We start from the raw sequence: 25621 nt of genomic DNA on the forward strand, positions 1-25621 counted from the left end.
ACCAGACGGGATTAGAGGGGATTCGCCGGATGCCGTTGCGCCTCACCGGAGCGTTCCGTCCGGGCAAGGGGCGGCGCCGGGCGGCCGGGGCCCGCACGGCGCTCGCTCTGGCGGTGTTGCCGTTCCTGATGATGCTTCTCGTGTCGGTGCTCGATCTGAGCACGGGCCCCGAGATCGGGTTCCTGCCCCTGCTCGCCGTGGGGCCGGCCTTCGCCTCGCTCACCGGCGGGATCCGGCGGACCATGCTCGTCGGGGTGACCGCGCTGGTGCTGGCGATGGGGCTGGCGGCGTACAACGACCTGGAGCTGCGCAGGGCGTACATCACCATGGGCTCGATCGCCGGCGTGACGGCGGCGAGCGCCCTGGCGACGGTCGGCCGGCGGCGCAGGGAACGCGAACTGGCCCAGGTCAGGTCGGTGGCCGAGGTCGCGCAGCGGGTGCTGCTGCGGCCGGTGCCCCGCCGCGCCGGGCACATGCGGGTGGCCGTCTCCTACACCTCGGCCATGGCCGAGGCCCACATCGGCGGCGACCTGTACGAGGTCGTCACCGCCCCCACCGGCGTCCGGGTCATCGTGGGCGACGTGCAGGGCAAGGGCCTGGAGGCGGTCGAGACGGCCGCGCTGGTCCTGGGGGCCTTCCGCGAGGCCGCCCACGACGAGAAGGATCTCGAAGGGGTCAGCGCCCGGCTGGAGAAGGCGCTCAACCGGCGGTTGTCCGGCGAGGAGTTCGTCACCGCGGTGCTGGCCGAGTTCAGCATCGAGGAGACGACCATGACGCTCCTCAACTACGGCCACCCGGCGCCGCTGGTGGTCAGGGCGGGCGGCGAGATCGAGTTCGCCGACCCCGACGACCACGTGCCCCCGCTGGGGCTGGCGGTCCTGGGGCCCGAGGGGCCGGCGCCTTACTCGATCACCTTCGAACCGGGCGACCAGATCCTCTTCTACACCGACGGTGTCATCGAGGCCCGCGACGCCCTGGGCCGTTTCTATCCGCTGGCCGACCGGGTCCCGTTGCTCAAGGACGACGACCCGGAGGCGGCGCTGGAGTCCCTGCGCCGCGACCTGATCGCCCACATCGACGGCCCGCCGACCGACGACGCGGCCATGTTGCTGATGCGCTGCCGGGAACCCGGCATAGATCTGGTGTAGAGCCGTGGTCCCGCCGAGGAGGACCCCCAACCTCGGCGGGACCACGACGTTCGGGGCTAGCTGAGGGGCGGGTAGGCGTTGGCGAGCAGCTGACGGAACTGGGCCGAGAACCAGTGACCCGACAGCGGAGCGTTGCCCAGAGCGCCGGTGGCGTTGTTGCCGTTACGGTCGTTGCCGCCGTAGGTCGGGTCGCACATCCGGTCGAAGCCCTTGCCCTCGTTGTTCGGGATGGCCTCGGAGGAGCCGTCCGACTCGCCCGGAGGCTTGACCCACACGTAGGCGTCGATGCCGGTGGCCGGGTTGGCCCTCGGACGCTCGCCCAGACCCGCGCCGCTCTGGTTGCACCAGTTGCCGGCGTGGATGCGCCTGTCGACCTTGGACGCGTTGACGAAGGTGTTCAGGTCGGTCGACGTGCTGGGCCCGGTCGGGCGGGCCGAACCGCCCCAGCCGTTGCGCGAGGTGTCGATCAGCATGCCGATGTTGGAGGAGAAGCCCTCCTGGATCAACCGCGTGCGGAACGCCTGCGCGAAGGACAACTCGTCGATGTAGAAGTTCCAGTCGACCCACCGCGAGGAGCGGATCTGCTGGCCGTTCACCGAACCGCTGACGGAGAAGTAGGGCTCGACCAGGGCCGAGTAGTTGGCGGTGTTGGTGATGAAGCCGTGGACGGTGGCCTTGCCGCCGGTGGCCAGGGCCGCGGTGCTGCCGAAGAGCACGGCCGACGGGCCGAAGTTGGAGTCCCACCCGAGCCAGCCGTGGTGGCCGGCGTCGACGTAGTTGTAGACGTTCGGGATGGCGTACAGCTTGCTCAGGGCGTAGGCCACGCCCTGCTCGTAGGCGCCGGAGTTCTTGGCCTCCTGGCAGGCGGCCAGGTTGAGGTTGGTGACCAGGTTCGGCAGCGAGTCGATCTCGATGATGGCGACGATGCGCAGGTTGCGGTACGCGGTGTCGGACATGATCGAGGCGATCGGGTCGATGTACTCGGTCTTGTACCGGTTGAGACCGTCCTGCGCGACCTTGAGCTCACCGTTCGACGCGAGCGCCGAGCAGTCACGGTTGGGCAGGTTGTAGATCACGACCTGGATGGTCACCGGCGTGGAGCCGTTGGCGGCGTCCTGCGCGACGGCCAGGTCCAGGTGGTCACGCAGACCCTTGCTGTTGTTGCCGGCCGAACCGCTGGTGATCGCGGCGATGCGGTCGAGCCAGATGGCGGTCGAGGTGTTGGCCACGGCCGAGCCGCCCGGCTCGGAGGCCGCGCTGGCCGACCAGTCGGGGTTCACGTAGCCGGCCGCGCCCGCGTAGGGGTTGTCGACGCGGCCCGGGTTGGAGATGTCGTCGTCGCCCTCGGTCGCGGTGACGGTGACGCTGGTCAGGCCGGAGGAGGCGACGACGATCGGCCGGGTGCCGGCCGTCTGGTCGCTGTCCTGCGCCGCCGCGAGGGTGACGGTCTGCGGGGTCTGCCAGTTCGACGTGGTGAACGTCAGGCTGGCGCCCGAGCTGACGGTGATGTTGCTGTCACCGGAGCCGGCCGTGTTGGTCACGGTCACGTTGCCGCTCGGCGCGGCCGCGAGGCGGACGGTGTAGGAGGCGGTGCCGCCCTCGGGCACGGTCACGGCGGTCGACGAGACGACCAGCGACTGGGTCTGCGTGCCGTCGTCGTCGGCCTCGGTGGCGGTGACGTTGACGCTGGTCAGACCGCTGGAGGCGACCGTGAAGGTACGCGAGCCGTTGGTCGAGTCGCTGTCCTGCGCCGCAGCCAGGGTCACGTTCTGCGGGGTGTTCCAGTTGCTGCTGGTGAAGGTGAGGCTGGTGCCGGAGGTCGCGGTCAGGTTGCTGTCACCCGAACCGGCGCTCGTGGTCACGGTCACGTTGGAGCTGGGCTGCGACTGGAGGCGCACCGAGTAGGTGGCGGTGCCGCCCTCGGGCACGCTCACGCTGGTCGGGGACACGACCAGGGCCTGCTGCGTGGGGCTCGGCGACGCCGACGGCGACGGCGAGGTGATCGGGCCGTTGCAGACCGTGCCGTTCAGCGAGAACGACGTCGGGTTGGTGTTGGTTCCGCTGACCTGGCCGTTGAAGCCGATCTGCACCGACTGGCCGGAGCCCAGGCTGCCGCCCCACGAGGGCGCGACCACGGTCACGTTCTGGCCCGACTGGCTCCAGGTGCCGTTCCATCCCTGCTGGACCGTCTGGTTCCCCGGCCACGTGAACGTGAGCCGCCACGGGTTCACCGCGTCACCGAGGTTGTTGATCGTGATGTTGGCGCCGAAACCGCTGCCGTTGTCCCACTGCTTGGCATACGTGACCTGGCAGGCGACTGCGGCGCCCGCCGGGGTTTGCATGACGGCGAGGCCGGTGACGGCCAGCAGCATTGCCGCCGCCGCCATGGCGGCTCTGCGCCAGGAACTCAATCGGGGTCCCATAGCTTTCTCTTCTCCTCGGCATACACGATTGGGAGCGCTCCCAACATGAGTTCGTTTCGCCGAGGTGTACAGGATGTTTCGTGGTTCGGCGGGATCGGGCCAGGATGCCTATGAAAGATTCAGGGTCCGTGCGGCCAGCCGGTGGAGGTGCCGCCGGAACCGGGCGAGCACCTCGGGGTTCTCGGCCCCCAGACGGTCGCCTCCCTCGTCGAGCACGCCGCCCTGGACGAACCCGTGGACGCACCAGATCAGCGTCCACACGCAGTACTCCATGTCGGCCGTGGCGTCGATGTACCCGGCCTCGGCGGCCTGCTCGAGCACCGAGGTCGTCATGGTGATCAGCGGCTGGGAGTACTGCCGCTCCAGGCCGGTGAGGTCGGCCGCGTCGTACAGCCACCGGTGGATCCACAGGGCCGGGAACTCGGGATTGGCGACGCAGAAGTCGATGTAGCGGTCGACGATCTCGTGCACGGCCGCCGCGGCCGTGATGTGGTCGGCCGCCATCATGTCGTTGACGACGCCTTCGAGTGCCTCGGTCTCGATCCGGGAGGCCCGCTCGATGACGGCGAGGTAAAGGTCCCGCTTGGACCCCCCGAACCCCTCCTGGGCCGGGTCGATCCCGGTCGCCTCGGCGATCTGCTTCAAGGTCGTGGCGTCGTACCCGAGCGCGGCGAACAGCCGTGTGGCCCCCTGCAGCAGGCTTTCCATCCAGGGCTCCCGATCCCTCGGCTCCTTACCGTTTCCAAGTCCAACACCTGACCGGTCACGGGAGGGCAAACGGCACGCGTGACCACGGAATCCCCTTATTTATGGGCGTTTCATGGCTATCTGAGATGTTTTACTGTCTTAGGTTTGCCATGTCATGGTTTGGTGGCTAGTGTCGCTTTCGTTGCCAAGTGCTGACCAACCCACGAGACAGCGCTTGACCTTCGGATCCGGGAGCGGCCCCGCAGGGCCCACCGGACACGCCACCCCTGATGAACGCGTGGCAGTCCTGTCGTCGTACGGAAAGATCTCCCTTTTTCATGTACGCCCTCAAAGGCATCCTGAAGAACAAGACCGTGACCACCGCGCTCACCGCCGCCGGCCTGGCCGTCCTTGGACTGGGCACCACCGGCGCCGCCACCGCCCTGGCCGCACCTCCGCACGCGAACCACGTCCGGATCCACCCGCAGACGGCGGCCGTCGTCAAGCCCCTCGCGAAGGCGCCCGCCGCGGTCAAGCCCGCGATCAAGGAGCCCTCGTTCGTCAAGCCGGCCGTGCTGACCGGCAAGACCACCGCCTCCTACTTCTGGGACGACTCCTCCGGCCGCGCCGGCGACACCGGCCTGCCCGCCAGCGGCAAGCCCATGCAGAAGGGCATGGCCGCCTCCCCCAGCTGGCCCCTCGGCACCGAGGGCTACGTCGTCTACAAGGGCGTGAAGAAGCCGTTCTTCGTCGGCGACCGCGGCCCCGGCAACCCCTCGTCGCGCGGCGTCATGCTCGACCTCGACGGGCAGACCTTCGCCGAGCTGACCGGCGGCACCTTCGACATGTCGACGCTGGCCGTGAAGGACAACGGCGGCTTCGGCCACATCCCGATCGAATACCACATCACCAAGTGGGGCGACGGGATCGGCCTCAAGGCGGCGCCCGTGCCGTTCTCGACCGGCGCGTGGAAGAGCTGAGCCTTATCGATGTGCGTAGGGGGGCTCGGAGCTGCTAAAGTCTTCCTCGCGGGCGCCGCTAGCTCAGTTGGTTAGAGCAGCTGACTCTTAATCAGCGGGTCCGGGGTTCGAGTCCCTGGCGGCGCACCAAGCAGAAGCCCAGATCAGGAAACTGATCTGGGCTTCTTCTGCGTTAGGCCTCGCCCATATTTCCCGCCCGTAATACCGGGTGCCATTCTTGGTGATTCGAATATCGTCCTGACACGGTCGGGGACGCGTTCTATCCTGTGGTCCGGTGGGCGGATACGGGAGATGAATGTGTACATCACCATGAACGCACCATTGGCTGATCGCGATATCGAGAATTTCATCGCGGCGATACAGCCACACATCGAAGAGGACGCCGACACGATCGGTGTTCCCGTCCGGACGTTCGAAATCCAGGTGCGACTGCACCTGCCTCGCCTCGACCGGGCGGCGCTCGGTTCCCCGGAAAAGGCCTACGAGGCGATTCGCGTGCACGCGATCGTCAGGGCCGCCGAAGAACATCAATCAGCGCGCGAGGCCGCGTACCAGGCGCACGCGTCAGTGCTGCTCAACGTCGAGAAGGTGCGCAAGGACCTCAGCCTGTCCTTCTCCGACGACTACGGGACCACACTGCGCTTCGACGACGTGAAGCCCGCCGTGGGACACCGGATCCAATCGCGGTTGCACTACCTGCGCAGCGAGCGCGCCGACACCCTCTACCAGTTCGGGCTCCACCTGCCGGGCGCGACCATGCCCCTGACCTACGTGGCCTTCTCACGCTGCGACCGGCAGTACGTCATGGACGCCCTGACCGGCCACGGCCTGGCCGCAGCCCCTCACGAGATCCTCGTGCTCACCCGCATGCACGGGCTGGCCGGCATCCCGGCCAATCTGATGAGCCTGACCATCGGCCGGGCCGTCCGCGCGATAAAGGACAGGTCGGACACCAGATTCGTCATCACGGCCTTCAACCCCATGCTGGGTTTCGACGGCCGTTCGTTCCGGGCCGCCGGATTCCGCGCCATCGCGTCGTCACCGGTGACCTACGCCTATGATCAGAGGGGTTTCTTCCAGACCCGGCGCATTTCCCGGAAACTGTTCCCGCAGCGACTCGACACCCCGAACAACGTGCTGATGGTCCTGGGCGTGCCGACGGCGGCCAAAGACGAGGTCGCGACGCTGGACGGATTGGTGGAGATTCCGCCCGAGGTCCATTCCCGGGTCGACCCCATCAATCCGCCCGCGATCGATTTCTCGTCGGCCGGCTGGAGTCAATGGTTGTGCGAACACCGCGCCCTGCTGGAGAACCACTGGTCCGGCGCGACCGCCCATCCGAAGTATTTCGAGATCCCCCGGGGAGAGGCCGACCCGCGCGGCCAGTGCGGAGTGGCGTCGGTATGGCTGGCCCGCAGGCTCCGCACCGATCTCCGGGTCGAGCCCACCTACTGTTTCGGGCGGCTCAGCTTCGATGCGGCCGGTGTCGGCGACGTCGACCACCACTGCTGGGTCGAGATCGGTGAGGGGAACGACCCCCGCCGGACGGTCATCGACCTCACCGGCGACCAGGCCGAGGGAAACGCCGAACGGATCATCACGGGCCCCCACGACGAATTACGGGCCCGCGGAATCCATTACGAGCCGATCTCACGACTGCCGCTCGACGCGTTGCCCACCGATCGGGTATGGCCGCGATTCCTCGATCTCGATGACAGGCTCGGGCCCCGGCGTTAGGGTGACGCCGCCCGTTCTACGTTCAAATGAGGAAATCGAGCATGCCCGGCGACCGCCCCCAGGTTCTCCTCCTCTCGTCCAACCACAGGCGGAGGTACGCCGAGGACATCCTCAGCGCCCTGGCCCTGCCGAGAGGCGCCGTCATCCAGTTCCGCTACGACGCCGAATACGTGGCGCCCCGGCTCCGCGAGAAGATCGCCAACGGCACGGTGGTGACCACCCGCTGCCTGCTCGCGTTCGTGGCCGACGTCGAGACCGACGCCCCGTTCATGGTGCCCGTGCGCTTCGCGACCGTGGTGAGCGCCGAATCGGTCGCCGACGTCGTGCTCTTCCGGCTGCAGGTGGAGGACTATCCGAGCCTCGATGAGTTTCCGACGACCGAAACCGAGATCCGCGGAGCGGGCAAGCGGTTCGTCGACACGCTGATCCAGCGCAACGGGCAGCACTACTTCCCGGCGGCGAGCCAGTTCGCCGACCTGCACTGCCACGAGCCCGTCGGGACCGATCCGCAGTCGTGGCTCGGCGTGGCCCGGCGGCTGGCCCGGCACGACGAGTTCGCCAAGTCCTATTTCGTCCGGGTCGAACCACCCCGGACCCCCAGCGGAAAGACGATCAAGTTCGACGCCTCCGGACAACTGAGCGTGAGCGACCGTCAGCCGGTGAAGATCCGGGTGAACTTCTTCTCCGCCGACTACTCCGAGAGCCCCAAGCAGCTCACCTGCGCCACCGACGGCACCTACCTGCGGATCTCCTCCGACGACTCCTATGACGTCGCGCTGCGCTACGACTCGGTGGAGTTCTGGCTCCAGCCGGCGGTGCTCAGTTTCGACGCGCTGGCCCGGGTGACGGTCAAACTCTCGGCCGACCGGCTGACGACCAACGCCGGGTTCCCGGTGGTCGTGCGGCGGTCGCGGTCGCGGCTCGCGCTGCGGCTTGGGGCGAGCGGGCTGGGAGCGATCCTGGTGGCGCTGCCGGCCGTGCTGGGGAGCGGGGTCGCCCTCGAGTGGCGGCTGCTGCCGGCGGTCGCCGGGGCGGTGCTGCTGGCGTTGTCGACCGTCGTCATCTCACGGGGAGAGAAGTGACCCCGCCGGCGAAGAACTCGGGGCGGCGGGCGAACTCCTCGCACAGTTCGTCAAAGAGCGGCAGCAAGGCGGGGAAGGTGGCCGTGATCTTGCGCCGGGCCACCTCCTCCGTCACCTTGTAGGCCGACCAGGTGGGCCGCACGGGATGGCGGTCGCCCAGCAGCGTGGTCATGTGGGGAAGCAGCTTGTCGAGCGCGTAGACGAACCTGCTCTCGGCGTCGTCGAGCCTCTTGTAGCGGTAGAGGTCGTCGATCAGCCATGGGAACCGGTCGCCGAACTCGGCCCGGATGCGTTCCCTGGCCTCCTCTTCGCGCAGCTCCTTCTTGTCGAGGTCGCCCGCGTCGGCGTAGACCGACACGTCGCCGGAGTAGATCTCCGGCAGGTCGTGGATGAGGGCGTATTTGGCGAGCAGTCCCTGATCGAGCTTCTCGTCGACGAGCGGAGCGACGATGACGGCGACCAGTCCGAGGGCGAAGGAGTGTTCCGCATCGTTCTCGCGGCGGTCGACCGACTCGGGGACGACCGACACCCGCGCCACGTGGTAGGGCGGAACCGCCAGCTCACGCACGACGAGCCGCAGGATTCCCATGTCCATGGCCACGGCTCCACCCTAGACGACGTTGATCGAGGTCAGCGGCCGAAGACGATCGTCCGGCCGGTCTGGACCTGCTCCTTCTTGTACGTCACCGTGTCGATCACCACGTCGTCCGGCCCGACCAGCATGATCGAGTCGCTCTCGTTGTTGAGCCAGCCCACCTTCACGACCCTGACCTCGCCCGCCTCGATCGGGCCCGTCAACGCCGTCCGGTTGCCCGAGGTGTCGCGCAGGTGCCAGCCGTCGAGTGCGATCGGGCCGGGGGTCACGTTCAAGAGGGTGATCTTCTCGGCGCCCGCGTCGGCGCCGGCCGGGTTGGGCAGGGCGGCCACGATCACCAGGTCGCCGGTGACCGCCGTCGGCGGGGTGGTCGGGCCGGTGGCCGGGTCGGGGGCGATGACGAAGTCCTCGGGCCAGACCGTCAGTTCGATCTGGTCGCCCGACGCGCGCACGACGTCGTGCAGGTTGCCGTGTTCCCGTCGGCCGATCAGCCAGACGGCGTCGTCGCGGTGGACCGGGTCGGCGCGCAGCCAGGTGTCGAACTGGTCGAAGCCGGTGAAGCCGGCGGCGAAGTAGGGCACCAGGCGGCGGAACAACTTCGGCCAGATGACGGTCTCGTCGAGCGTTTCGGGGGTGACCGTGGCGGGGTTGCCGGGGTGGCCGTCGGCGTGGGGCCACAGGCCGGTGGCGGGGCGGGCGGCGCGGGAGACGCCCGCCAGGTGGTCGCGCAGGTCGACCGGCAGGGTGGCGTAGTAGGCCGGGTAGGCCAGGCCCTCGGCCAGCAGGGCGCGGTTGGCCGACGCGTCGGCCAGGTCGGGCGTCAGGAAGATCGGCGCGCCGTCGGGGGTGTCGGTGGCGCCGCCGTAGACGAAGGCGATCAGGCGGCCGTTGGCGTCGACGCCGTTCGTCAGGACGTGGCCGCTGATCGAGTCCTGGTCGGCGCGCTTCACCTTGTTCGGGAGGTCGTCGAAGAACTCGACGCCGGTGAAGCCGAGCAGGGCCAGCAGCCGGTCGCGGGCGGCGTAGGCCCAGTCGAGCCGCTGGTGGGTCTCCTCGAAGTGGGTCTCCAGGGCGTCGATCGCCTCCAGGCGGACCGAGACGCCGCGCCGGTTCAGGTCGGGCGAGGCGCCCGACGGCCTCGGGAGCGCCTCGATCAGCGCGGGCGTGTCGGGGAGGAACTTGATCGTGTCACCGTCGGGCTCGGGGCCCTGGCGCGGGAGATCGGGATATCTGATCACGAAATTGCCGCGCAATAGCGTATATGTCATCGCCTATCACCCCGTGGCGAGAATAACCGGGGCGGGAATTCAGATCCAGCCCGCTTCCGTGGCTATGCGTATCGCGTCCACCCGGTTTCTCGCGTTGAGTTTGGTGACGATTTTGGTCAGATAGTTTCGTACCGTTCCGACCGAAACGTGCATTTGCGCGGCGATCTCCGGGGGTTCCGCTCCCCCGGCCGCCAGGCGGAGCACCTGGATCTCGCGGCCCGACAGGGGGATGTCGCCGACGTCCCATGCGGTCAGCGCCAGCTGCGGGTCGATGATGCGGCGGCCGGCGGCCACCTCCCGCACCGCCTGCGCCAGGCGCTCCGACGGGGTGTCCTTCAGCAGGAAGCCCGACACCGAGACCGACAACGCCCGCCGCAGCGTGCCCGGACGGCCCAGGCCGGTGAGGATGAGCGTGTGGCACGACGGGAGTTTGGCGTGCAGTTCCTCGGCCGCCGACAGGCCGTCGACGACGGGCAGGTCGACGTCGAGGATCGCCACGTCGGGGCGGTGTTCGAGGGCGGCCGGCACGATGTCGGCGCCGCTGCCGACCTGGGCCACGACGGTGAGGTCGGGTTCCAGTTCCAGCAGGGCGGCCAGGGCGCCGCGGACGATGCGCACGTCCTCGGCGAGGAGGATCCGTAACGTCAGCACGCCATTCCCCCGGCCGGTCCACAAGGTCAAAATGAATCTTGTACCGAGGTTACGCGAATAGGCAATGCCGACATTCTTGACAGAACGTCATTATGGGATGTCGGCTTTAAGAAGGAACGTCCCGGCACTTCGTTCATATTTCAACGAACCGCCGATGGATTCGAGGCGTTCGGCCAGGTCATCAAGGGCGGTGCCGGGCTCGGCAGGGGCCATCAGCGTGACCACTCCGTCGTTCCAGACGGTCAGCGAGCCGTCGGCGAAGGTGATCTCGCAGGAGCTCGCGGCGCTGTGCCGCAGCACGTTCGTCACCGCCTCGCGCAGCACGACCGCGAGGATCGCGTCGGCCTCCGCCGGGACGTCGCAGGCGCCGTCGCGGACACACACCCCGGCCGCCGCCAGGGTCGCGCGGGCGGAGTCGAGTTCGGCGGTGAAGCTCATGTGGCGGTAGCCGCTGGCCACGGATCTGACGTCGGCGACGGCGCGGCGGGCGACGTCCAGGACGTCGGCGAGTTCGGCGCGGGCCCGGTCGCCCGAGCCCGGGAGCAGGCGGTAGGCGCGTTCGCTCTTGACCGTCATGGCGGCCAGGTCGTGGCCGAGCAGGTCGTGCAGTTCGCGGGCGACGCGTAATCGTTCCCGGGTGACCGCGCCGCGCGCGAGGTCGTCCCGGGCCTGGTCGACCTGGGCGACGAGGCCGGACAGTTCGCCGATGCCGTACACGACCAGGCCGGTCAGCAGGGTCGAGAGGGCCAGGTAGGCGGTCCACTCCCCCGTGTCGCCCTGGACGACCGACAGGCCCGCCACGCTGACGCCGACGGCGGCGTAGCAGGCCCAGCGCCACACGCCCGGCAGCACCATCAGCGCCGTGCCGGCCAGGAAGCCGCCCATGGAACCCCACGGTTCGCCGATCCAGAGCAGCGGCAGGTAGGTGGCGACCGCCTGGACCGGCAGCGCGGCCCGGCGCAGGAAGCCGAGGGAGACGGCGATCTGGACGCCGACCAGCACGGCCACGCACAGCGCGAACTCCAGCAGGCTCAGCGCCTGGGGATGCCGGCCGAGCACGTTCACGACCATCAGCACCCCGTAGCCGAGCAGCACGACGACGGCGATCGTGCGGGCCACCCGCAGGTGCCAGGGCTGGCCGGTGATCTGGGCGAACGTCCACGTCACCGGGTCGTCGGCGGCCTGCGGGGCCGGACCGGCGGCCGGGACCTCGGCGGTGAAGGTGAACCACTCGCCGTCGAGGGTCGTGGTGCTGACGCCCCCGGCCTCCTCGACGCGGGCCGCCAGGTTGTCCAGGCCCGCGCCCCCGCCGGGCTCGGAGCCGCCGACGTCGGCGGCGTCGTTGACCACCCGCAACACGACGCGGTCGCCCTCGCGGGCGGTCTCCAGCAGGCAGTACTGCGCCTTGCTGTGCCGCAGCACGTTGGTCACGGCCTCGCGCAGCACGATCGCCAGGACGGTGTCGACCTCCTCCGGCAGCGGGCCGGGGGCCAGCCGGACCTCGACGTCCATGTCGGCGGCGATCAGCATCGACTCGGCCGAGCGCGCCTCGGCGGCCAGCGACATCGGGCGGCTGCCGCCCGCGACCACCCGCACGTCGCCGAGCGCCTGGCGCGACAGCGTGAGCACGTCGCGCAGTTCGCGGCGGGCGCGTTCGGCCGAGGCGGGCAGCAGGCGGTAGGCCAGCTCGCTCTTCAGGGTCAGCGCCGAGACGTTGTAGCCGAGCAGGTCGTGCAGGTCGCGGGCCACCCGCAGGCGTTCCTGCGCGACGGCCACCCCGGCGAGCTCGCCCCGGGCGGCGTGCACGGTCAGCGCCAGCGACGCCAGCGAGCTCACGCCGTAGACCATCAGTCCCGTCAGGGCGGTGAAGTAGGCGCCGTAGACGACGTCGACGGTCGCCAGGCCCGTCCAGGTGAGCGCGAGCGACATGGCGGCGGGCACGGCGGCGTACAGTGCCCAGCGCAGCGGGCCCGCGACGGCGAGCAGCATCGAACCGGCGAGGAACCCGGCGAGGGACCCGGCCTGCGGACCGGCCCAGGCGAACGGCGCGAACGTGACGACGGCCTGCGCCGACAACGTCGCCGCCTTCAGCGGCGCCCGCCACGACAACACGTCGCGGGTCGAGTGGACGAGCTGGAGCCCGAAGCCCAGGAGCAGGCAGGCCGCGAACGCGCCGAGCGACCATCCGCGCAGGCCCTCGTCCCAGACGAACATCAGGGCGTTGAAGGTGTAGCCGAACAGCACGGCGCCGATGACGCCACGCGCCATCAGTACGGGGCGTATCCCTAACGACACCACGGAGCCCTCACTTACCGGGAAATGTCGGCTTATGCGAGAAGTGCGGCGGCCAGCATCGGCCACTCGGCGTCGTTGACCGGATAGCCGTCGCCGGTGAAGCCGGTCCCGGCGTGGCCGACGGCGTAGCCGCACACGCTCGACTCGGTCCGCCAGTCGAGCCCGAACACCTGCGCCGACGCCTCGATGTCCGGCCCGTCGAGACGGCGCCCGGCCAGCCCCAGCGCGGTCGCGACCAGCGACAAGGTCTGCACCAGCGCGCCCGCGTCGGTGAGCACGAGCGAGTAGCCGAGCCCGTTGTACTTCCACGACAACCGCCGGAACCGCGCGGTGACCATCAGCAGCACCGGCGGCGGGGAGGCCAGGTTGGCCGAGACGAGCAGCTCGTCGGGGTCGCCGTCGAGCGGGTTCAGGGCGTGCCGGTAGGGGTCGTAGTGGTAGACCCCGCGCGCCAGCCCGGCGCACCGATCGACGACGGCGTAGAGCTCCAGCTCGTGGCAGTCGCCGCTGGTCGGATGCGGACGGTCGCTCGTGGTGGCGGTCGCCTCGGTCGACGGGGAGCCGGTCAGCGACCGGACCCGGGCGGTCCGGTAGAGCAGCGCCCCCAGGTCGGTCAGGGTCATCGCCTCACCGGAGAAGGTCTGCGCCGGCCGGTGGGCCTCGGCGACGGCGGAGAAGGGCGGGTCGGCGGCCAGGTCGTCCCACGACGGGCGGGGCAGCGCGATGCCGTCGGCCGCCTCCTTCACGACCGGCTCGACGCTGCCGTGCTCGCCGAGCGGATAGGTCACGCCGAAGTCCTGGTCGTGGCGGCCCAGCGTGGAGCGGGTGTGGAACATCAGGTCGATCGGGGTCCACGCGGTCAGCGCGGGATCGTGGTCTTCGGCGAACTCCACCCGCTGGAACGGGTCGCCGCCGACGGCCTCGACGACCATGCCGGCCGCCATCAGGTAGGAGATCACCGACCGGGTCTCCGGCCCGGCGTCCGCGGCCAGGGCCGGGCGCATCAGCGTGCCCAGGTGGCCGATCGCGTCGGCGCGGTGCAGGATCACCCGATGGTGCGACAGCGGCGACTCCAGCAGGTAGTTGCCGCCGTCGGTGGTGAGCACGGCGAACCGCGACAACCTGACCGGATGGACCGGCGGCCGGTCGGGCAGCCGGAAGCCCGCCTGCGGGGTGAGCGGCACGACCGAGATGAGCGGCTGCTCCCGGTCGACGCCGAACGACCGCACGATCAGATGTCCGAGCCGGTCGAGCAGCACGCCGAGGGCTTGCCGGTCCGCGTCCGACCTGATGACGTTGCCGAGCGAGATCGGCCCCAGGCTCATCCGGCGCAGCGCCTCCACGACGGCCGGCGCGGGCATCGGGAGGACGGTGTCCTCCCAGCGCGAGTGCACGACGATCACACCCTGGTCCGGGTCGGGTTCGACGAAGACGTCCTCGCGGAACGACCACAGGGGGAACGGGGGGAGCGAGTCGTGCATGTCGGCTCCTCTCACATGAACAGGGCGACCGGGTTCAGGTCGTCGTAGGCGGTCGGCCGGTCGAGCCGCCCCAGTGCCACCGGGACGTCGAACAGCCGCCCCGGGGCGAACCGCGGCCAGAAATGCCGCAGCCCCGGCACGACGACCTTGACCACCGGCACCCCGATGTCGGGCCGGGTCTGGTCGAGGATCAACGGGTCGAAGGGCCTGATCAGGTCGATGTCGTTCTTGAGATCGTCGTTCGGGGTGTACGGATGCGGCGCCGTCACCCCGTCGGGCAGCAGGCACGGATGGCTGCGGGCCGACACCCGCCCCCACCACGGGCGCATGTCGATGTCCCGGGCGGCCGGCAGCAGCTGGCCGAGCTCGGTGAGCGCGCGGCGGGCGGCGGTCGCGGGGTCGAAGTGCGCGCCGAAGCCCAGCATGACCTCCTCGCCGTCCTTCGTCGACACCGCGGCCATGGCCGGGATGCCCAGGTCGGTGGTCAGGTTGAGGACGTGGACGTCGCGGCCCAGCCCCGCGTAGTCGTCGCGCAGCGCGGCGGTCCACGGGTCGTCGAGCACGACCTCCGGCTGTCGGGTGCGGTTGTACCACCAGATGCCGACCGCGTCGCGTTCGACCAGTTCGAGGAAGCCCTGCAGGATCGCGGCCTCGATCGACGAACCGGCGGCGTTGCCGTTGGAGTCGGCCTGGCCGCCCTCGGTGAAGTAGAGCAGATCGGTCGGCAGGTAACGCCTGCGGCCGTCGAGCGTGAACAGGGGCGTCCACTCGGTCACGGCGGTCTCGTCGAAGGGGGCCCGCTGGCGCGCGTCGTAGAGCAGCACGTCGTCGGGGTGCACGGCCGCTTCGCCCAGCCCCCGGTAGGAGTCGTGGACGACGTGCTCCTCGCCGAGCCGGGAACCGCAGTAGCGTTCGACCGCCTCGCAGAGCGCGCCCACCTTGGCCTCCATCGGGGTGCCGCCCTTGCCGCCGCTGTTGGCCCGCAGCCCGGAGACGGGCAGCGCCAGGTTGCGGCCGGACAGGTAGCTGTGGAGGAACCCGGGCGCGCGCGGATCGCGGCGCACCCGGTCGACCACGCCGGTGACGGGGTCGGTGAGGTGGACGTACCGGTCCCAGGTCTCCTGGAGCCCGGCCGCCCGGTGGGCGTGCTTCTTGGGCCTGGACGTGATCTCGACCGGCGCGCTCCGCACCAAGGGGTCGCCGCACGCCGGGCACTGCGGCCTTCGGGTGACCCGGTGGTGCGCGCCCTCCAGGGTGAGCGGGTCGAACGTCCACAGCGTGTCGAGCCGCCGGCCGGCCAGCCACCGCGCGACCTGCAGGGCCGCGAGCTGGGCGCCGACCGACGACGTGAGCGGCAGCGCGGCGCGCGGCGCGAGCCCGAGCGGCGCCTGCCGCCGGATCCGCAACCGGGCCGCCAGGCACTCCCAGCAGGCCGAGTCGTCTCGATGGAACCCGGGCCCGATCCACAGGTCGGGCCCGTTGACGGCGACGGGAAGCCACGGCCGCCCGTCGGCCAGCCGATCGGCGTTGACCGAGGCCAGCACGGGGTCGAGGTAGTCGTCGCAGACCACCACGACGGGCCCGCCGGTCCCTTCGCGCAACCCCAGGTCGGCCAGCGCCCGCTCGACGAGCGGAGAGCGCCCGACCACCTCGACCGTGCCGGCCGGCACGTCCAGCCCGGCCAGGTCCCAGTAGGCGGCGACCTCGGGCGGCACGCCGTCGTCGTCGGGCTGCGGCGCGACGAGATCGGCCTCGGCCAGCCGCCCGAGCAGCCGCCCGAGGTCGGCCGCGCCGAGCCCGGTGCGCTCGTGCAGCCCGGCCAGGTCGTGACTGCCGTCGAGCAGCGGGGCGACCTCCTCGATGTGGTCGCCGTGCAACGCGACGGTGGCCCGCGCCGAGGTCAGGTAGACCCCGTCACCGGGCACGGTCAGCGCCCGCCAGTGCCGCTTGAATCCGACTTTCATCCGCAATACGTCCATTTCGCCGACGTGAGGGACGGTTTGGTCAGGTCGGCGATGTGCAGGGGGTCACCGCCCGCCGACAGCGGGGGCGCCTCGTCGGCGCCGAGGTCGATGCCGAACTGGGCCAGGGTGCCGGCCGGGTCGTCTTCGTAGCGGGCGGCCAGCTCGGGTTCCGTCCACGCGCGCATCACCAGTTCGGCGAAACGCCAGTCTTCGTCTGCGTGAGTCATCGTGGTCATGCATTCGATTCTCCGGAGAGGGGCCGGATGGCCCTAGTCATCGATTCACGAGCCGGGTGTGAGATTTTCACATCGGGGTCGTGAAACCGAATGAAGACCCGGCGATGTAAGCGCTTCTAGGCTGAGCCGCGTGAATCGTATTCGAATCCGCCGGCCCCGGAGGCCGCGGCCCGGGACGGTCCGGGACATCGACACGCGTACGCCGTCAGGCGTCCATCTGCCTTATTGAGGGAAACCGCATGTATCACGATCTGCAAATCAATCGGCTGAGGGCTTTGGTGACCGTGGTCGAGCTCGGCGGGTTCCGTAAGGCGGCCGAGGCGCTGCACGTGACCCAGCCGGCGGTGAGCCAGCAGATCCGTCAGCTCGGCGGTCTCGTGAAGGGGCCCATCTTCACCTCGACCGGGCGCAGCCTGGAGCTGAGCACCGAGGGCGAGGAACTGCTCGGGTACGCCCGCCGGATCGTCGCGCTGAACGACGAGGCGGTGGGCCGGTTCGTGCCCCCGTCGGGCACGGCGCGGCTGACGATCGGGGTGGTCAACCAGCTCGCCGAGGCGCTGCCGGAGATCCTGCGGCTGCTGAACCGGGGTCTGCCGCACGTGCAGGTCGGGGTGCAGACGGGGTTGAGCGAGTCGCTGGAGAACCAGGTGGCGTCGGGGCAGCTCGACCTGGCCCTGCTGCTCCAGTCGGAGCCGGTCTCCGCGCCCGCCCACCAGCTGGGCGAGATGCGCATGGACTGGTTCGGCCGCCCGGCCCACGGCGAGGGCGCCGCGCTCCCGCTGACCCTCTTCACCGAGCCGTGCACGCTGCGGCGGCGCATCGTCGACGCCCTCGACGCCTCGGAGGTGCCGTGGCGGGTGGCCTACGAGGGGCCGGAACTCGTCGGGCTGCGCTCCGCCGCCAAAGCGGGGCTGGGGGTCGCCTGCCTGGTCGCCAACGGCGACGAGTTGTGGGGGCTGCCGCGCGCGGCGAGCAACGCGCTCCCGTCGGCTCCGGGCCCGCTGCCGGTGACCGTGGCCCTTTCCGCGAATGCGACCGATTCCGAATACGTGCCGATCGCGGAACGCGCCATTCAGCAGGCGCTGCGGGACTATCCGTTCGCCTGATGCTGCGATCATGAGGGCCGTGTATCGCGAACTGGCAGAGTCGGCCGACGGAATCACTTTCACCTATGTCAGGGGCGTCTCCCCCGCCGACCTCGTCGCCCGCTGGGGTGGTGACATCGCGGCCTTCACGCCCATGAGCTTCGAAGACATGGCGTGGAACTGCTACAGCCGGAACAAGCCCCTGCCGTTCCTGGCCGTGACCGCCATCGGCGACTGGACGCTGGCCGTCGACGACCACATGATCGGCGTCATCAACGAGATCATCCAGCCCTTGTCCCTGAACGGCCGGGTGGTCTCCCACTATCTGCAGGAGATCACGGGGATCTACGAGTTCCGCTGGGTCGAAGACGGCCGGATCGAGTTCGGCTTCTACGGTGAGGACGGCTTCATCAGCGGCGACCCGGACACGAACATGCCGGCGGGATGGGACGTGGTGCCGGAATCGTTCGCCGCGATCCTGGCCCGCTCCGACACGATGTTCCCCGACCGGCCGGAGATCAACAACGGCCCGGTCTTCACGTGGGCCGAAGACCTCACCGGCATCACGCTGACCCCTCCAATGCTCGACGGCCTGGAGTTCGTCGCCGGCCGCATCCCCCGTCCCGAAGTGGCCCAATGAGAGTGGCCCGCCACGTAGGAGCAGGTCAGGGCGGTGATCGGGTGGTTCGGTCGCCGGGTGTCAAGCCCGTCGCAAGCCGACCGGCCGACCGTGGGGCATGACCTCCTTCAGAAGCGCGGTCGCCGCGTTCGGCGTCACCGTGATCGCCCTGACCGCCCCCGCCCTCGCGGCCGACGAGGCCGGCAAGCTGACCGCCCGGCTGACCATCACGGGGAGCGGCAGCGAGTGCCGGGTGCTCACCGTCGGCAAGGTCGGCATGACCAACGCCCAGGCTCAATATCTGGTCGACAACGGCGCTACGGCGCGCGTGGAGGTCTGGGCCGAGGACCCGATCTACGACAACCGCGTCTACAAGGCGCCGAAGGCGAGCCTGAGCGCGATCTCCGATCGGAACGGGGGCGGGCTGTTCATCGTGTCCGACCTGAAGTTGTCGTGCGTGAACTACCTCGACGAGGACGACAAGCCGCCGTTCGACTTCGGCGACGAGATCTACACGAAGATCATCTTTGAGGCGCCCGGCTATTCGCGCATGACCAAGAGGTCGAACGTCGTGCACGACAACTTCGGCTTCGGCGAGCCGTAAAGCGACCGTATATTTTTACGTTTTCTTGACGCCCCGGTTCCCGGGCACGGACGTGTGCCGTCAGTAGCGTGACCACTCGTCTGATTTGCCCGGATAGCGGAGGTACTCGGTGACCGGCACGCTCCGGCGATGGTTGCTGAAGGGGCTCAAGCGGCCCGAAGGTCTGGTCGGCGGGACCCACGACGAGGAGCCGCCCGAGCACCAGCACTCCTGGTGGCAGGTCATGTGCCTGACCGGGGTCGACTACTTCTCCACCCTGGGCTACCAGCCGGGCATCGCCGCGCTGGCGGCCGGCGCGCTGAGCCCGGTCGCCACGCTGGTGCTGGTCGCGCTGACGCTGTTCGGCGCGCTGCCGACGTACCGGGCGGTGGCCGAGCAGAGCCCGCACGGGCTCGGCTCGTTGTCGATGCTGGAGCGGCTGATGCCGGGGTGGCGCGGCAAGCTGCTGGTGCTGTTCCTGCTCGGGTTCGTCGCGACGGCCTTCATCGTCACCATCACGTTGTCGGCGGCCGACGCGACCGCGCACATCCTGCACAACCCGTTCGTGCCACACGCGCTGGCGGGCTGGCAGGTGCCGGTGACGCTGCTGCTCATCGCGGCCCTGGGCGCGGTGTTCCTGGCCGGGTTCAGCGAGGCGATCTCGGTCGCGGTGGTGCTGGTGGCCGTCTACCTGGTGCTGAACGTGGTCGTGGTCGCCACCGCCGTGCAGCACGTGCTCACCGCGCCGGAGCAGGTGCACGACTGGCAGCAGACGCTGAACAGCGACTACGCCAGCCCGCTGGCGATGGTCGCGGTCGCGCTGTACGTGATGCCGAAGCTCGCCCTGGGCCTGTCGGGCTTCGAGACCGGGGTGGCGGTGATGCCGCTGGTCAGGGGCGACGTCGCCGAGCGGGTCAGGGGCGCGCGCAAGCTGCTGACCACGGCCGCGCTGGTGATGAGCGTCTTCCTGATCGCGTCCAGCCTCGCGACCACCGTGCTCATCCCGCCCGCGGAGTTCGCCGAGGGCGGCTCGGCCAACGGGCGGGCGCTGGCCTACCTGGCCCATCTGTATCTCGGCGACTGGTTCGGCACCGCCTACGACCTGTCGACGATCGCCATCCTGTGGTTCGCGGGCGCCTCCGCGCTGGCCGGTCTGCTCAACATCGTGCCGCGTTACCTGCCGCGTTACGGCATGGCGCCCGACTGGACGCGCGCCTCGCGGCCGATGGTGCTGGTCTTCACCGGCATCGCCTTCGTCATCACCGTCGTGTTCGGCGCGGAGGTCGAGGCGCAGGGCGGCGCGTACGCGACCGGTGTGCTGGCGCTGATCCTGTCGGCGGCCGTGGCGGTCGCGTTGTCGGCCTGGACGACCGGCCGGACGCGTCCCGCGCTCTTCTTCGGCGCGGTCACCCTGGTCTTCGGGTACGCCACCGTCGCCAACATCATCGAACGCCCCGACGGCCTGGTCATCGCGCTGCTGTTCGTGCTGGCCATCGTGGTCGTCTCGCTCGTCTCCCGGGCCACCCGCTCGACCGAGCTGCGGGTCACCCGCATCAGCCTCGACGACGCGGCCCGCCGGTTCGTCAACGAGGCGGCCGAGATCCACCTCATCGCCAACGAGCCGAACAACCGCGACGCGAAGGAGTACGTCGACAAGGCGCGCGAGGCATGGGAGCTGCACCGCCTGCGTACCCGAGAAGGACTGCTGTTCCTGGAGGTGACCGTGCCGGACGCCTCGGAGTTCGCCGGGGAGCTGCGGGTGATCGGGGAGGAGCGGCACGGGTTCCGCATCCTGCGCATGCAGAGCACGACCGTCGCCAACTCGATCGCGGCGCTGCTGCTGCACCTGCGCGACCTGACCGGCAAGACGCCGCAGGTCTACTTCCACTGGGCCGCCGAGGGCAACCCGATCGGCGCGCTGCTGCGTTACCTGGTGTTCGGCGGCGGCGACATCCCGCCGCTGACCCGCGAGGTGCTGCGCCAGGCCGAGCCCGACCCGTCGCGCCGCCCGGTCGTGCACGTCGGCTGACCCCCGCTTGCCACTCTCCTGACGGTATACGTATGCTTATGCGTATACCGGCCAGGTACTTGCGGCGCCGCTATTCAGCGTTACTATGTACCAGTAGCTAGCATTGCTGAGTAGTCGAGGAGCGCACCATGGGCAAGCAGCTCACCGAGATGCTCAAGGGCACGCTGGAGGGCATCGTGCTCGCGATCCTGGCCGGCCGGTCCGCGTACGGCTACGAGATCACCGCGTGGCTGCGCGACCAGGGCTTCTCCGACATCGCCGAAGGCACCGTCTACGCGCTGCTCGTCCGGATCGAGCAGCGCGGCTTCGTCGACGTCGCGAAGGTCCCCTCCGAGAAGGGACCGCCGCGCAAGGTCTACTCCCTCAACCCCCGGGGCCGGGAGCACCTGCAGGAGTTCTGGCGGAACTGGGCCTTCCTCGCCGAACGTCTCGACCACCTCCACAAGGGAGAACAATCGACATGACCCCCGAATCGACCGAAGAGAAGAGCCGCTACCGGCGATATCTGGAGCTCTTCACCGGTTCCCTCGACGACAAGAAGCGCTACCGGCAGGTCAAGGCCCGCATGGAACGCCTGCCCGGGAACTACCGCACCGCGTACGACGCGCTGGAGCGTTACCTGATGTTCTTCGGCCGGGCCGACGGCCCCCTCGCGCTGGAGATGTACGAGGATCTCGCCGACCTGTTCGAGCAGAGCGCCGCCAACGCGACCCCGATCCGCGAGGTGTTCGGCGACGACCCGGTCGAGTTCGTCGAGGCGTTCATCCAGAACTACCCGGTCGGGCGGTGGATGGCCAAGGAGCGCGAGCGCTTCACCAGCGCCGTCGCCCGCGCCGCCGGCGAGGCCGAGCGGAGGGCCTCATGATCCGCGTGCGGGCGCTGGAGAAGTCCTACCAGGACCTGAAGGTGCTGAAGGGCGTCGAATTCGAGGTGGCGAAGGGCAGCATCTTCGCCCTGCTCGGCTCCAACGGCGCAGGCAAGACCACGGTCGTGCGCATCCTGTCGACGCTGCTGCGGGCCGACGCGGGCAGCGCCGACGTCAACGGCTTCGACGTCGCCGCCCAGCCGGCCCGGGTGCGCGAGTCGATCAGCCTGACCGGCCAGTTCGCGGCCGTCGACGAGATCCTCACCGGGCGCGAGAACCTCGTGCTGGTCGCCCGGCTGCGCCATCTCGCCGACCCGGGGAAGATCGCCGACGACCTGCTCGACCGCTTCTCCCTGACGGAGGCGGGCGGCCGGAAGGTGGCGACCTACTCGGGCGGCATGCGCCGCCGCCTCGACATCGCGATGAGCCTCATCGGCGAACCGCCGGTCATCTTCCTCGACGAACCCACGACCGGCCTCGACCCCGAGGCCCGCATCGAGGTGTGGCAGGCGGTCAGGGAACTGGCCGGTCGCGGCACCACGGTGCTGCTCACCACGCAGTACCTGGACGAGGCCGAACAACTCGCCGACCGCATCGCCATCCTCCACGAGGGCCGGATCATCGTGAACGGCACCCTCACCGAACTCAAGCAACTGCTCCCGCCCGCCAAGGTCGAGTACGTCGAGAAGCAGCCGACCCTGGAGGACGTCTTCCTCACCCTCGTCGGCAAGGACAAACGATGACCAGGCACTTCTTCGGCGACACCACGGCCCTGCTCGGCCGGTCCCTGCGGCACATCACCCGCAGCCTGGACACCATCATCACGACCACCGTGATGCCGATCATGTTCATGCTGCTGTTCGTGTACGTCTTCGGCGGCGCGATCCAATCGGGCTCCGACTCCTACGTCTCCTACCTGCTGCCCGGCATCCTGCTCATCACGGTCGCCTCGGGCATCGCGTACACCGCCTTCCGGCTCTTCCTCGACATGCAGAGCGGCATCTTCGAACGGTTCCAGTCGATGCCGATCGCCCGGTCGGCCGTGTTGTGGGCCCACGTGCTGACCTCGCTGGTCGCCAACCTGATCTCGCTGGTGGTCGTCATCGTCGTCGCGCTGGTCATGGGCTTCCGCACCTCGGCGGGGATCGGCGCCTGGCTCGCGGTCGCCGGTCTGCTGGTGCTGTTCACGCTGGCCCTGACGTGGCTGGCCGTCATCCCCGGATTGACCGCCAAAACCGTCGACGGCGCGAGCGCCTTCTCCTACCCGCTCATCTTCCTGCCGTTCCTGAGCTCGGCCTTCGTGCCGACCGACACGATGCCGGGGCCGGTGCGCGCGTTCGCCGAGAACCAGCCGGTGACCTCCATCGTCAACGCCATCCGCGACCTGTTCACCGAGCAGCCGGTCGGCTCGGGCATCTGGGTCGCCATCGCCTGGTGCGCCGGGCTCCTCGTGGTCGCCTACGCCTTCGCGATGGCCGTCTACCGCCGCAAGATCTCCTGATCGGCTAGATCGGGAAGCTGCCGCGACACCACCGCCAGTGGCGACCGGCCCGGAGATGATCGATGATCGCGCGCTGCAGGACGCTGCGGCGCGGCAGCCGGTCGAGCGGCGTGGACAGCGTACGGAACACGAACCGCAGCACCTCGACGTCGGCGTCGATGCCCTCGGGCTCCTCATAGGGCTCCAGCTCGAACCTGCGCTGGAACCGGACCATGTTGGAGTCGGCCGGCAGATATTCGGCCAGTTGCGGGTCGAGCAACCACGAACCGCACGCGAACGCCGTGTAGGTCTCGCCGGGGAAGTGCCGGGGGAAGAAGTCGCGGGCCAGGTCGAGCGAGGCGTCGATGGCCTCGGGGGTCAGCGGTCCCGTCTCGGGGATGTGCAGATCGAGGGTTGCTCCCCCACGGTGGAACTGGAGCCGGCCCAGTTCGTAGACCGACCCCCGAACGTGCAGCGTCAGCCAGCTCTGCATGATCGGCCAGCCCTCGCCGTTCATCCGCCGGTCGATGGCCAGGTTGCGGCCGAGGTCGGACAGGCTCAGCCAGGTCACGTCTTCGGGCACGCCGTGGTCGCGGTGGAACTTCACGGCGACGTCGACCAGGGCCAGGTAGGCGTAGACGTACAGGTGCTTGAAGGCGAGATTGCGCTCGCGAGGCAGTTCCGGGCCGGGCGGGAGCCAGCCCGGACCGCCGAGGTCGGCGCGGACTAGGGCGACGGAGCGGTCGAGCAGCCAGCGCAATTCCGGCGTCCACCACGGGGAACCGGGGTCGGGCCAGCCCTCCATGATCTCGGCGACGTCGTCGGGCGCGACCGCGAGGCGGTCGAGGATCGCCGGCGCGTCGGCCTTGGCGGGCAGCGGGGCCGACGGCAGGTCACCGGCGAGCCGGTGCACGCGTTCGACCTCGTCGAGGGGAACTCCGAGCCGGGCGGCGATGGCGTCCAGGTCCACGCGGACGATCTTATGGGAACACCCGGCCCGAAAACGATCGGCCGTCAGGCGGGTGGCGGCCGCAGACCGTCCATCAAAAGATCGAGCAGCCGCCCCGCCTGGGCCCGCTGACCGGGTTCGCCGGCGATGAGGGAGATGCCTCCCAGCGCCATCAGCACGTCGAGGGCCGCGACGTCGTCGCGGCCCGAAGCGTCGGCGGCGAGCAGCGCGGCGAGCGCGCCGGTGATCCGGGCGCGGATCGCGAGCCGTTGCTCCTCGTCGCTCGCGAGCACGGCCTTCAGCGCGTCGGCCATGGCGCGCTTGGCCGCCAGGAAGCCGAGGAAGTCCTCCATCCAGGGGCGCAACCGCGCGCCCGGCGCCTCGGCCTCCGCGCAGATCCGGTCGACCTCGCCGCTGTAGACGGCCCAGACCAGGTCTTCCCTGGTGGGGAAGCGGCGGTAGAGGGTGCCGATGCCGACCCCGGCCTCCTTGGCGATCTCCCGCAACGAGGCGTCGGCGCCGTCGCGGGCGAAGGCCGCACGGGCGGCGGCCAGCACCAGATCCTGGTTGGCCTTGGCGTCGGCGCGCAGGCGGTCGCCCACCTGACCTCCTCGAACTTGCTAAACGGAGCACGCTCCGCTTATGGTCGGACGTATGCGGACGGCGCTCCGCTTACATCGAGTCTACGAGGAGGACCGATGACGGGAAGACTGAGCGGGACCGTCGCCCTGGTGACGGGCGCGAGCAGCGGGATCGGCGCGGCCACGGCGCGCGCCCTGGCGGCCGAGGGCGCGGCGACGGCGCTGGTGGCCCGGCGCGCCGACCGGCTCGCGGAGCTGGCGGCGGAGATCCGGGCAGGCGGCGGCACGGCGGCGGTCGTGCCGGCCGACGTCGCCGACCGCGATCAGGCGCGGCGCGCGGTCGGCCGGGTCGTCGACGGCTTCGGCCGCCTCGACATCGTGGTCAACAACGCGGGCCTGGCGCTGGTCGGCCCGGCCGAGGCGGCCCCCGAGGACGAGTGGGACCGCATGCTCGCGGTCAACGTCGAGGGCCTCCTGCACGTCACCCGGGCCGCGCTCCCCCACCTCGTCGGCGCGGCGGCCGACTCGTCCCGGCGGGTCGCCGACCTGGTCACGATCAGCTCGACCGCCGGCCGGGTCGCCCGCGCCGGACAGGCCGTCTACAGCCTGACCAAGTCGGGGGTGAACGCCTTCTCCGAGTCGCTGCGGCAGGAGCTGCAGCCGAAGCGGGTGCGCGTCGGGATCGTGGGGCCCGGGACCGTCGCCACCGAGCTCTCCACCCACCTGCGCGACGGGATCAGGGAGGCCGTCGCCGGTCAGATCGGCGCGCTGGAACTGCTGCGCCCCGAGGACGTCGCCGACGCCGTCGTCTACGTGGTCACCCGGGAGCGGCGGGTCGCGGTCAACGAGATGCTGGTCAGGGCCGCCGAGCAGACGTGGTGAC

General features: G+C 69.9%; 24 protein-coding genes and 1 tRNA gene. 14 read left to right on the forward strand and 11 right to left on the reverse strand.

The window, feature by feature from the left end:
- Window positions 1-29 precede the first annotated feature (29 nt).
- Window positions 30-1148 (forward strand): PP2C family protein-serine/threonine phosphatase, encoded by a 1119-nt coding sequence (locus AW274_RS21720; protein ID WP_062435571.1) that lies wholly within the window; start codon window positions 30-32, stop codon window positions 1146-1148.
- 56 nt (window positions 1149-1204) lie between these two features.
- Here AW274_RS21720 and AW274_RS42685 read toward each other — a convergent pair whose 3' ends face one another.
- The gene (locus AW274_RS42685; protein WP_062435573.1) at window positions 1205-3571 is read right to left on the reverse strand and encodes a glycoside hydrolase family 6 protein; all 2367 of its coding nucleotides are present in this window, start codon (window positions 3569-3571) and stop codon (window positions 1205-1207) included.
- Between the two features lie 108 nt (window positions 3572-3679).
- Window positions 3680-4279, reverse strand: coding sequence for a TetR/AcrR family transcriptional regulator (locus tag AW274_RS21730; RefSeq protein ID WP_062435575.1), 600 nt, complete (start codon window positions 4277-4279; stop codon window positions 3680-3682).
- Window positions 4280-4596: 317 nt separating this feature from the next.
- Here AW274_RS21730 and AW274_RS39380 point away from each other — a divergent pair, with 317 nt between their 5' ends.
- The 4 genes from AW274_RS39380 to AW274_RS21750 all read left to right on the forward strand — a co-directional run bounded on the left by AW274_RS39380 (window position 4597) and on the right by AW274_RS21750 (window position 8057).
- Entirely contained in the window at window positions 4597-5238 is a 642-nt protein-coding gene (locus tag AW274_RS39380; RefSeq protein ID WP_083974628.1) for a hypothetical protein, read from the forward strand.
- Window positions 5239-5290: 52 nt separating this feature from the next.
- A tRNA-Lys gene (locus tag AW274_RS21740) sits at window positions 5291-5367 on the forward strand.
- A 168-nt stretch (window positions 5368-5535) separates the two neighbouring features.
- Complete coding sequence (locus tag AW274_RS21745) at window positions 5536-6975, forward strand: hypothetical protein (protein ID WP_157520645.1); 1440 nt, start codon at window positions 5536-5538, stop codon at window positions 6973-6975.
- A 41-nt stretch (window positions 6976-7016) separates the two neighbouring features.
- A complete protein-coding gene (locus AW274_RS21750; RefSeq protein WP_062435580.1) occupies window positions 7017-8057 on the forward strand; it encodes a hypothetical protein in 1041 nt (346 codons plus the stop codon).
- Here the strand turns inward: AW274_RS21750 and AW274_RS21755 are convergent.
- The 7 genes from AW274_RS21755 to AW274_RS21785 all read right to left on the reverse strand — a co-directional run bounded on the left by AW274_RS21755 (window position 8035) and on the right by AW274_RS21785 (window position 16547).
- Window positions 8035-8652, reverse strand: a complete 618-nt coding sequence (locus tag AW274_RS21755; protein ID WP_062435583.1) for an HD domain-containing protein — start codon at window positions 8650-8652, stop codon at window positions 8035-8037. The genes AW274_RS21750 and AW274_RS21755 overlap by 23 nt on opposite strands.
- Window positions 8653-8687: 35 nt before the next feature.
- Complete coding sequence (locus tag AW274_RS21760; protein ID WP_232320223.1) at window positions 8688-9890, reverse strand: lamin tail domain-containing protein; 1203 nt, start codon at window positions 9888-9890, stop codon at window positions 8688-8690.
- 69 nt (window positions 9891-9959) lie between these two features.
- A complete protein-coding gene (locus AW274_RS21765; protein WP_157520648.1) occupies window positions 9960-10571 on the reverse strand; it encodes a response regulator transcription factor in 612 nt (203 codons plus the stop codon).
- 90 nt (window positions 10572-10661) lie between these two features.
- Entirely contained in the window at window positions 10662-12839 is a 2178-nt protein-coding gene (locus AW274_RS21770) for a sensor histidine kinase (RefSeq protein ID WP_062435589.1), read from the reverse strand.
- 59 nt (window positions 12840-12898) lie between these two features.
- Window positions 12899-14347 (reverse strand): SagB family peptide dehydrogenase, encoded by a 1449-nt coding sequence (locus AW274_RS21775; RefSeq protein ID WP_062435593.1) that lies wholly within the window; start codon window positions 14345-14347, stop codon window positions 12899-12901.
- Between the two features lie 11 nt (window positions 14348-14358).
- Window positions 14359-16311 carry a TOMM precursor leader peptide-binding protein gene (locus AW274_RS21780; RefSeq protein ID WP_062435596.1) on the reverse strand — a complete coding sequence of 651 codons (1953 nt, stop codon included), beginning with the start codon at window positions 16309-16311 and terminating at the stop codon, window positions 14359-14361.
- A complete protein-coding gene (locus AW274_RS21785; RefSeq protein WP_062435598.1) occupies window positions 16308-16547 on the reverse strand; it encodes a hypothetical protein in 240 nt (79 codons plus the stop codon). The genes AW274_RS21780 and AW274_RS21785 overlap by 4 nt, the downstream gene beginning before the upstream one ends.
- Before the next feature lie 239 nt (window positions 16548-16786).
- Here AW274_RS21785 and AW274_RS21790 point away from each other — a divergent pair, with 239 nt between their 5' ends.
- The 8 genes from AW274_RS21790 (at window position 16787) to AW274_RS21825 (ending at window position 23229) form a co-directional block, all read left to right on the forward strand.
- Window positions 16787-17653 carry a LysR substrate-binding domain-containing protein gene (locus AW274_RS21790; protein ID WP_062435602.1) on the forward strand — a complete coding sequence of 289 codons (867 nt, stop codon included), beginning with the start codon at window positions 16787-16789 and terminating at the stop codon, window positions 17651-17653.
- 10 nt (window positions 17654-17663) lie between these two features.
- A complete protein-coding gene (locus tag AW274_RS21795) occupies window positions 17664-18272 on the forward strand; it encodes a DUF6461 domain-containing protein (protein WP_157520652.1) in 609 nt (202 codons plus the stop codon).
- Window positions 18273-18369: 97 nt separating this feature from the next.
- Complete coding sequence (locus tag AW274_RS21800) at window positions 18370-18855, forward strand: hypothetical protein (protein ID WP_062435608.1); 486 nt, start codon at window positions 18370-18372, stop codon at window positions 18853-18855.
- 109 nt (window positions 18856-18964) lie between these two features.
- Entirely contained in the window at window positions 18965-20863 is a 1899-nt protein-coding gene (locus AW274_RS21805) for a hypothetical protein (RefSeq protein WP_062435611.1), read from the forward strand.
- Between the two features lie 128 nt (window positions 20864-20991).
- The gene (locus AW274_RS21810) at window positions 20992-21327 is read left to right on the forward strand and encodes a PadR family transcriptional regulator (protein ID WP_062435614.1); all 336 of its coding nucleotides are present in this window, start codon (window positions 20992-20994) and stop codon (window positions 21325-21327) included.
- On the forward strand, window positions 21324-21728 hold the full coding sequence (locus AW274_RS21815; RefSeq protein ID WP_062435618.1) for a DUF1048 domain-containing protein: 405 nt from the start codon (window positions 21324-21326) through the stop codon (window positions 21726-21728). The genes AW274_RS21810 and AW274_RS21815 overlap by 4 nt, the downstream gene beginning before the upstream one ends.
- Entirely contained in the window at window positions 21725-22471 is a 747-nt protein-coding gene (locus tag AW274_RS21820) for an ABC transporter ATP-binding protein (RefSeq protein ID WP_062435621.1), read from the forward strand. The genes AW274_RS21815 and AW274_RS21820 overlap by 4 nt, the downstream gene beginning before the upstream one ends.
- Window positions 22468-23229: an ABC transporter permease gene (locus AW274_RS21825; protein ID WP_062435624.1), complete on the forward strand. Its 762-nt coding sequence runs from the start codon at window positions 22468-22470 to the stop codon at window positions 23227-23229. The genes AW274_RS21820 and AW274_RS21825 overlap by 4 nt, the downstream gene beginning before the upstream one ends.
- Window positions 23230-23233: 4 nt before the next feature.
- On the opposite strand, the gene AW274_RS21830 is transcribed toward AW274_RS21825, so the two are convergent.
- Both AW274_RS21830 and AW274_RS21835 read right to left on the reverse strand, forming a co-directional pair.
- On the reverse strand, window positions 23234-24178 hold the full coding sequence (locus AW274_RS21830; protein ID WP_062435627.1) for an acyltransferase domain-containing protein: 945 nt from the start codon (window positions 24176-24178) through the stop codon (window positions 23234-23236).
- Between the two features lie 44 nt (window positions 24179-24222).
- On the reverse strand, window positions 24223-24759 hold the full coding sequence (locus tag AW274_RS21835) for a TetR/AcrR family transcriptional regulator (protein WP_062435630.1): 537 nt from the start codon (window positions 24757-24759) through the stop codon (window positions 24223-24225).
- Between the two features lie 96 nt (window positions 24760-24855).
- Here AW274_RS21835 and AW274_RS21840 point away from each other — a divergent pair, with 96 nt between their 5' ends.
- On the forward strand, window positions 24856-25620 hold the full coding sequence (locus AW274_RS21840; RefSeq protein ID WP_062435632.1) for an SDR family NAD(P)-dependent oxidoreductase: 765 nt from the start codon (window positions 24856-24858) through the stop codon (window positions 25618-25620).
- The last annotated feature ends 1 nt before the right edge of the window (window position 25621 follow it).

Source organism: Herbidospora daliensis, assembly GCF_001570585.1.
Lineage (GTDB): Bacteria > Actinomycetota > Actinomycetes > Streptosporangiales > Streptosporangiaceae > Herbidospora > Herbidospora daliensis.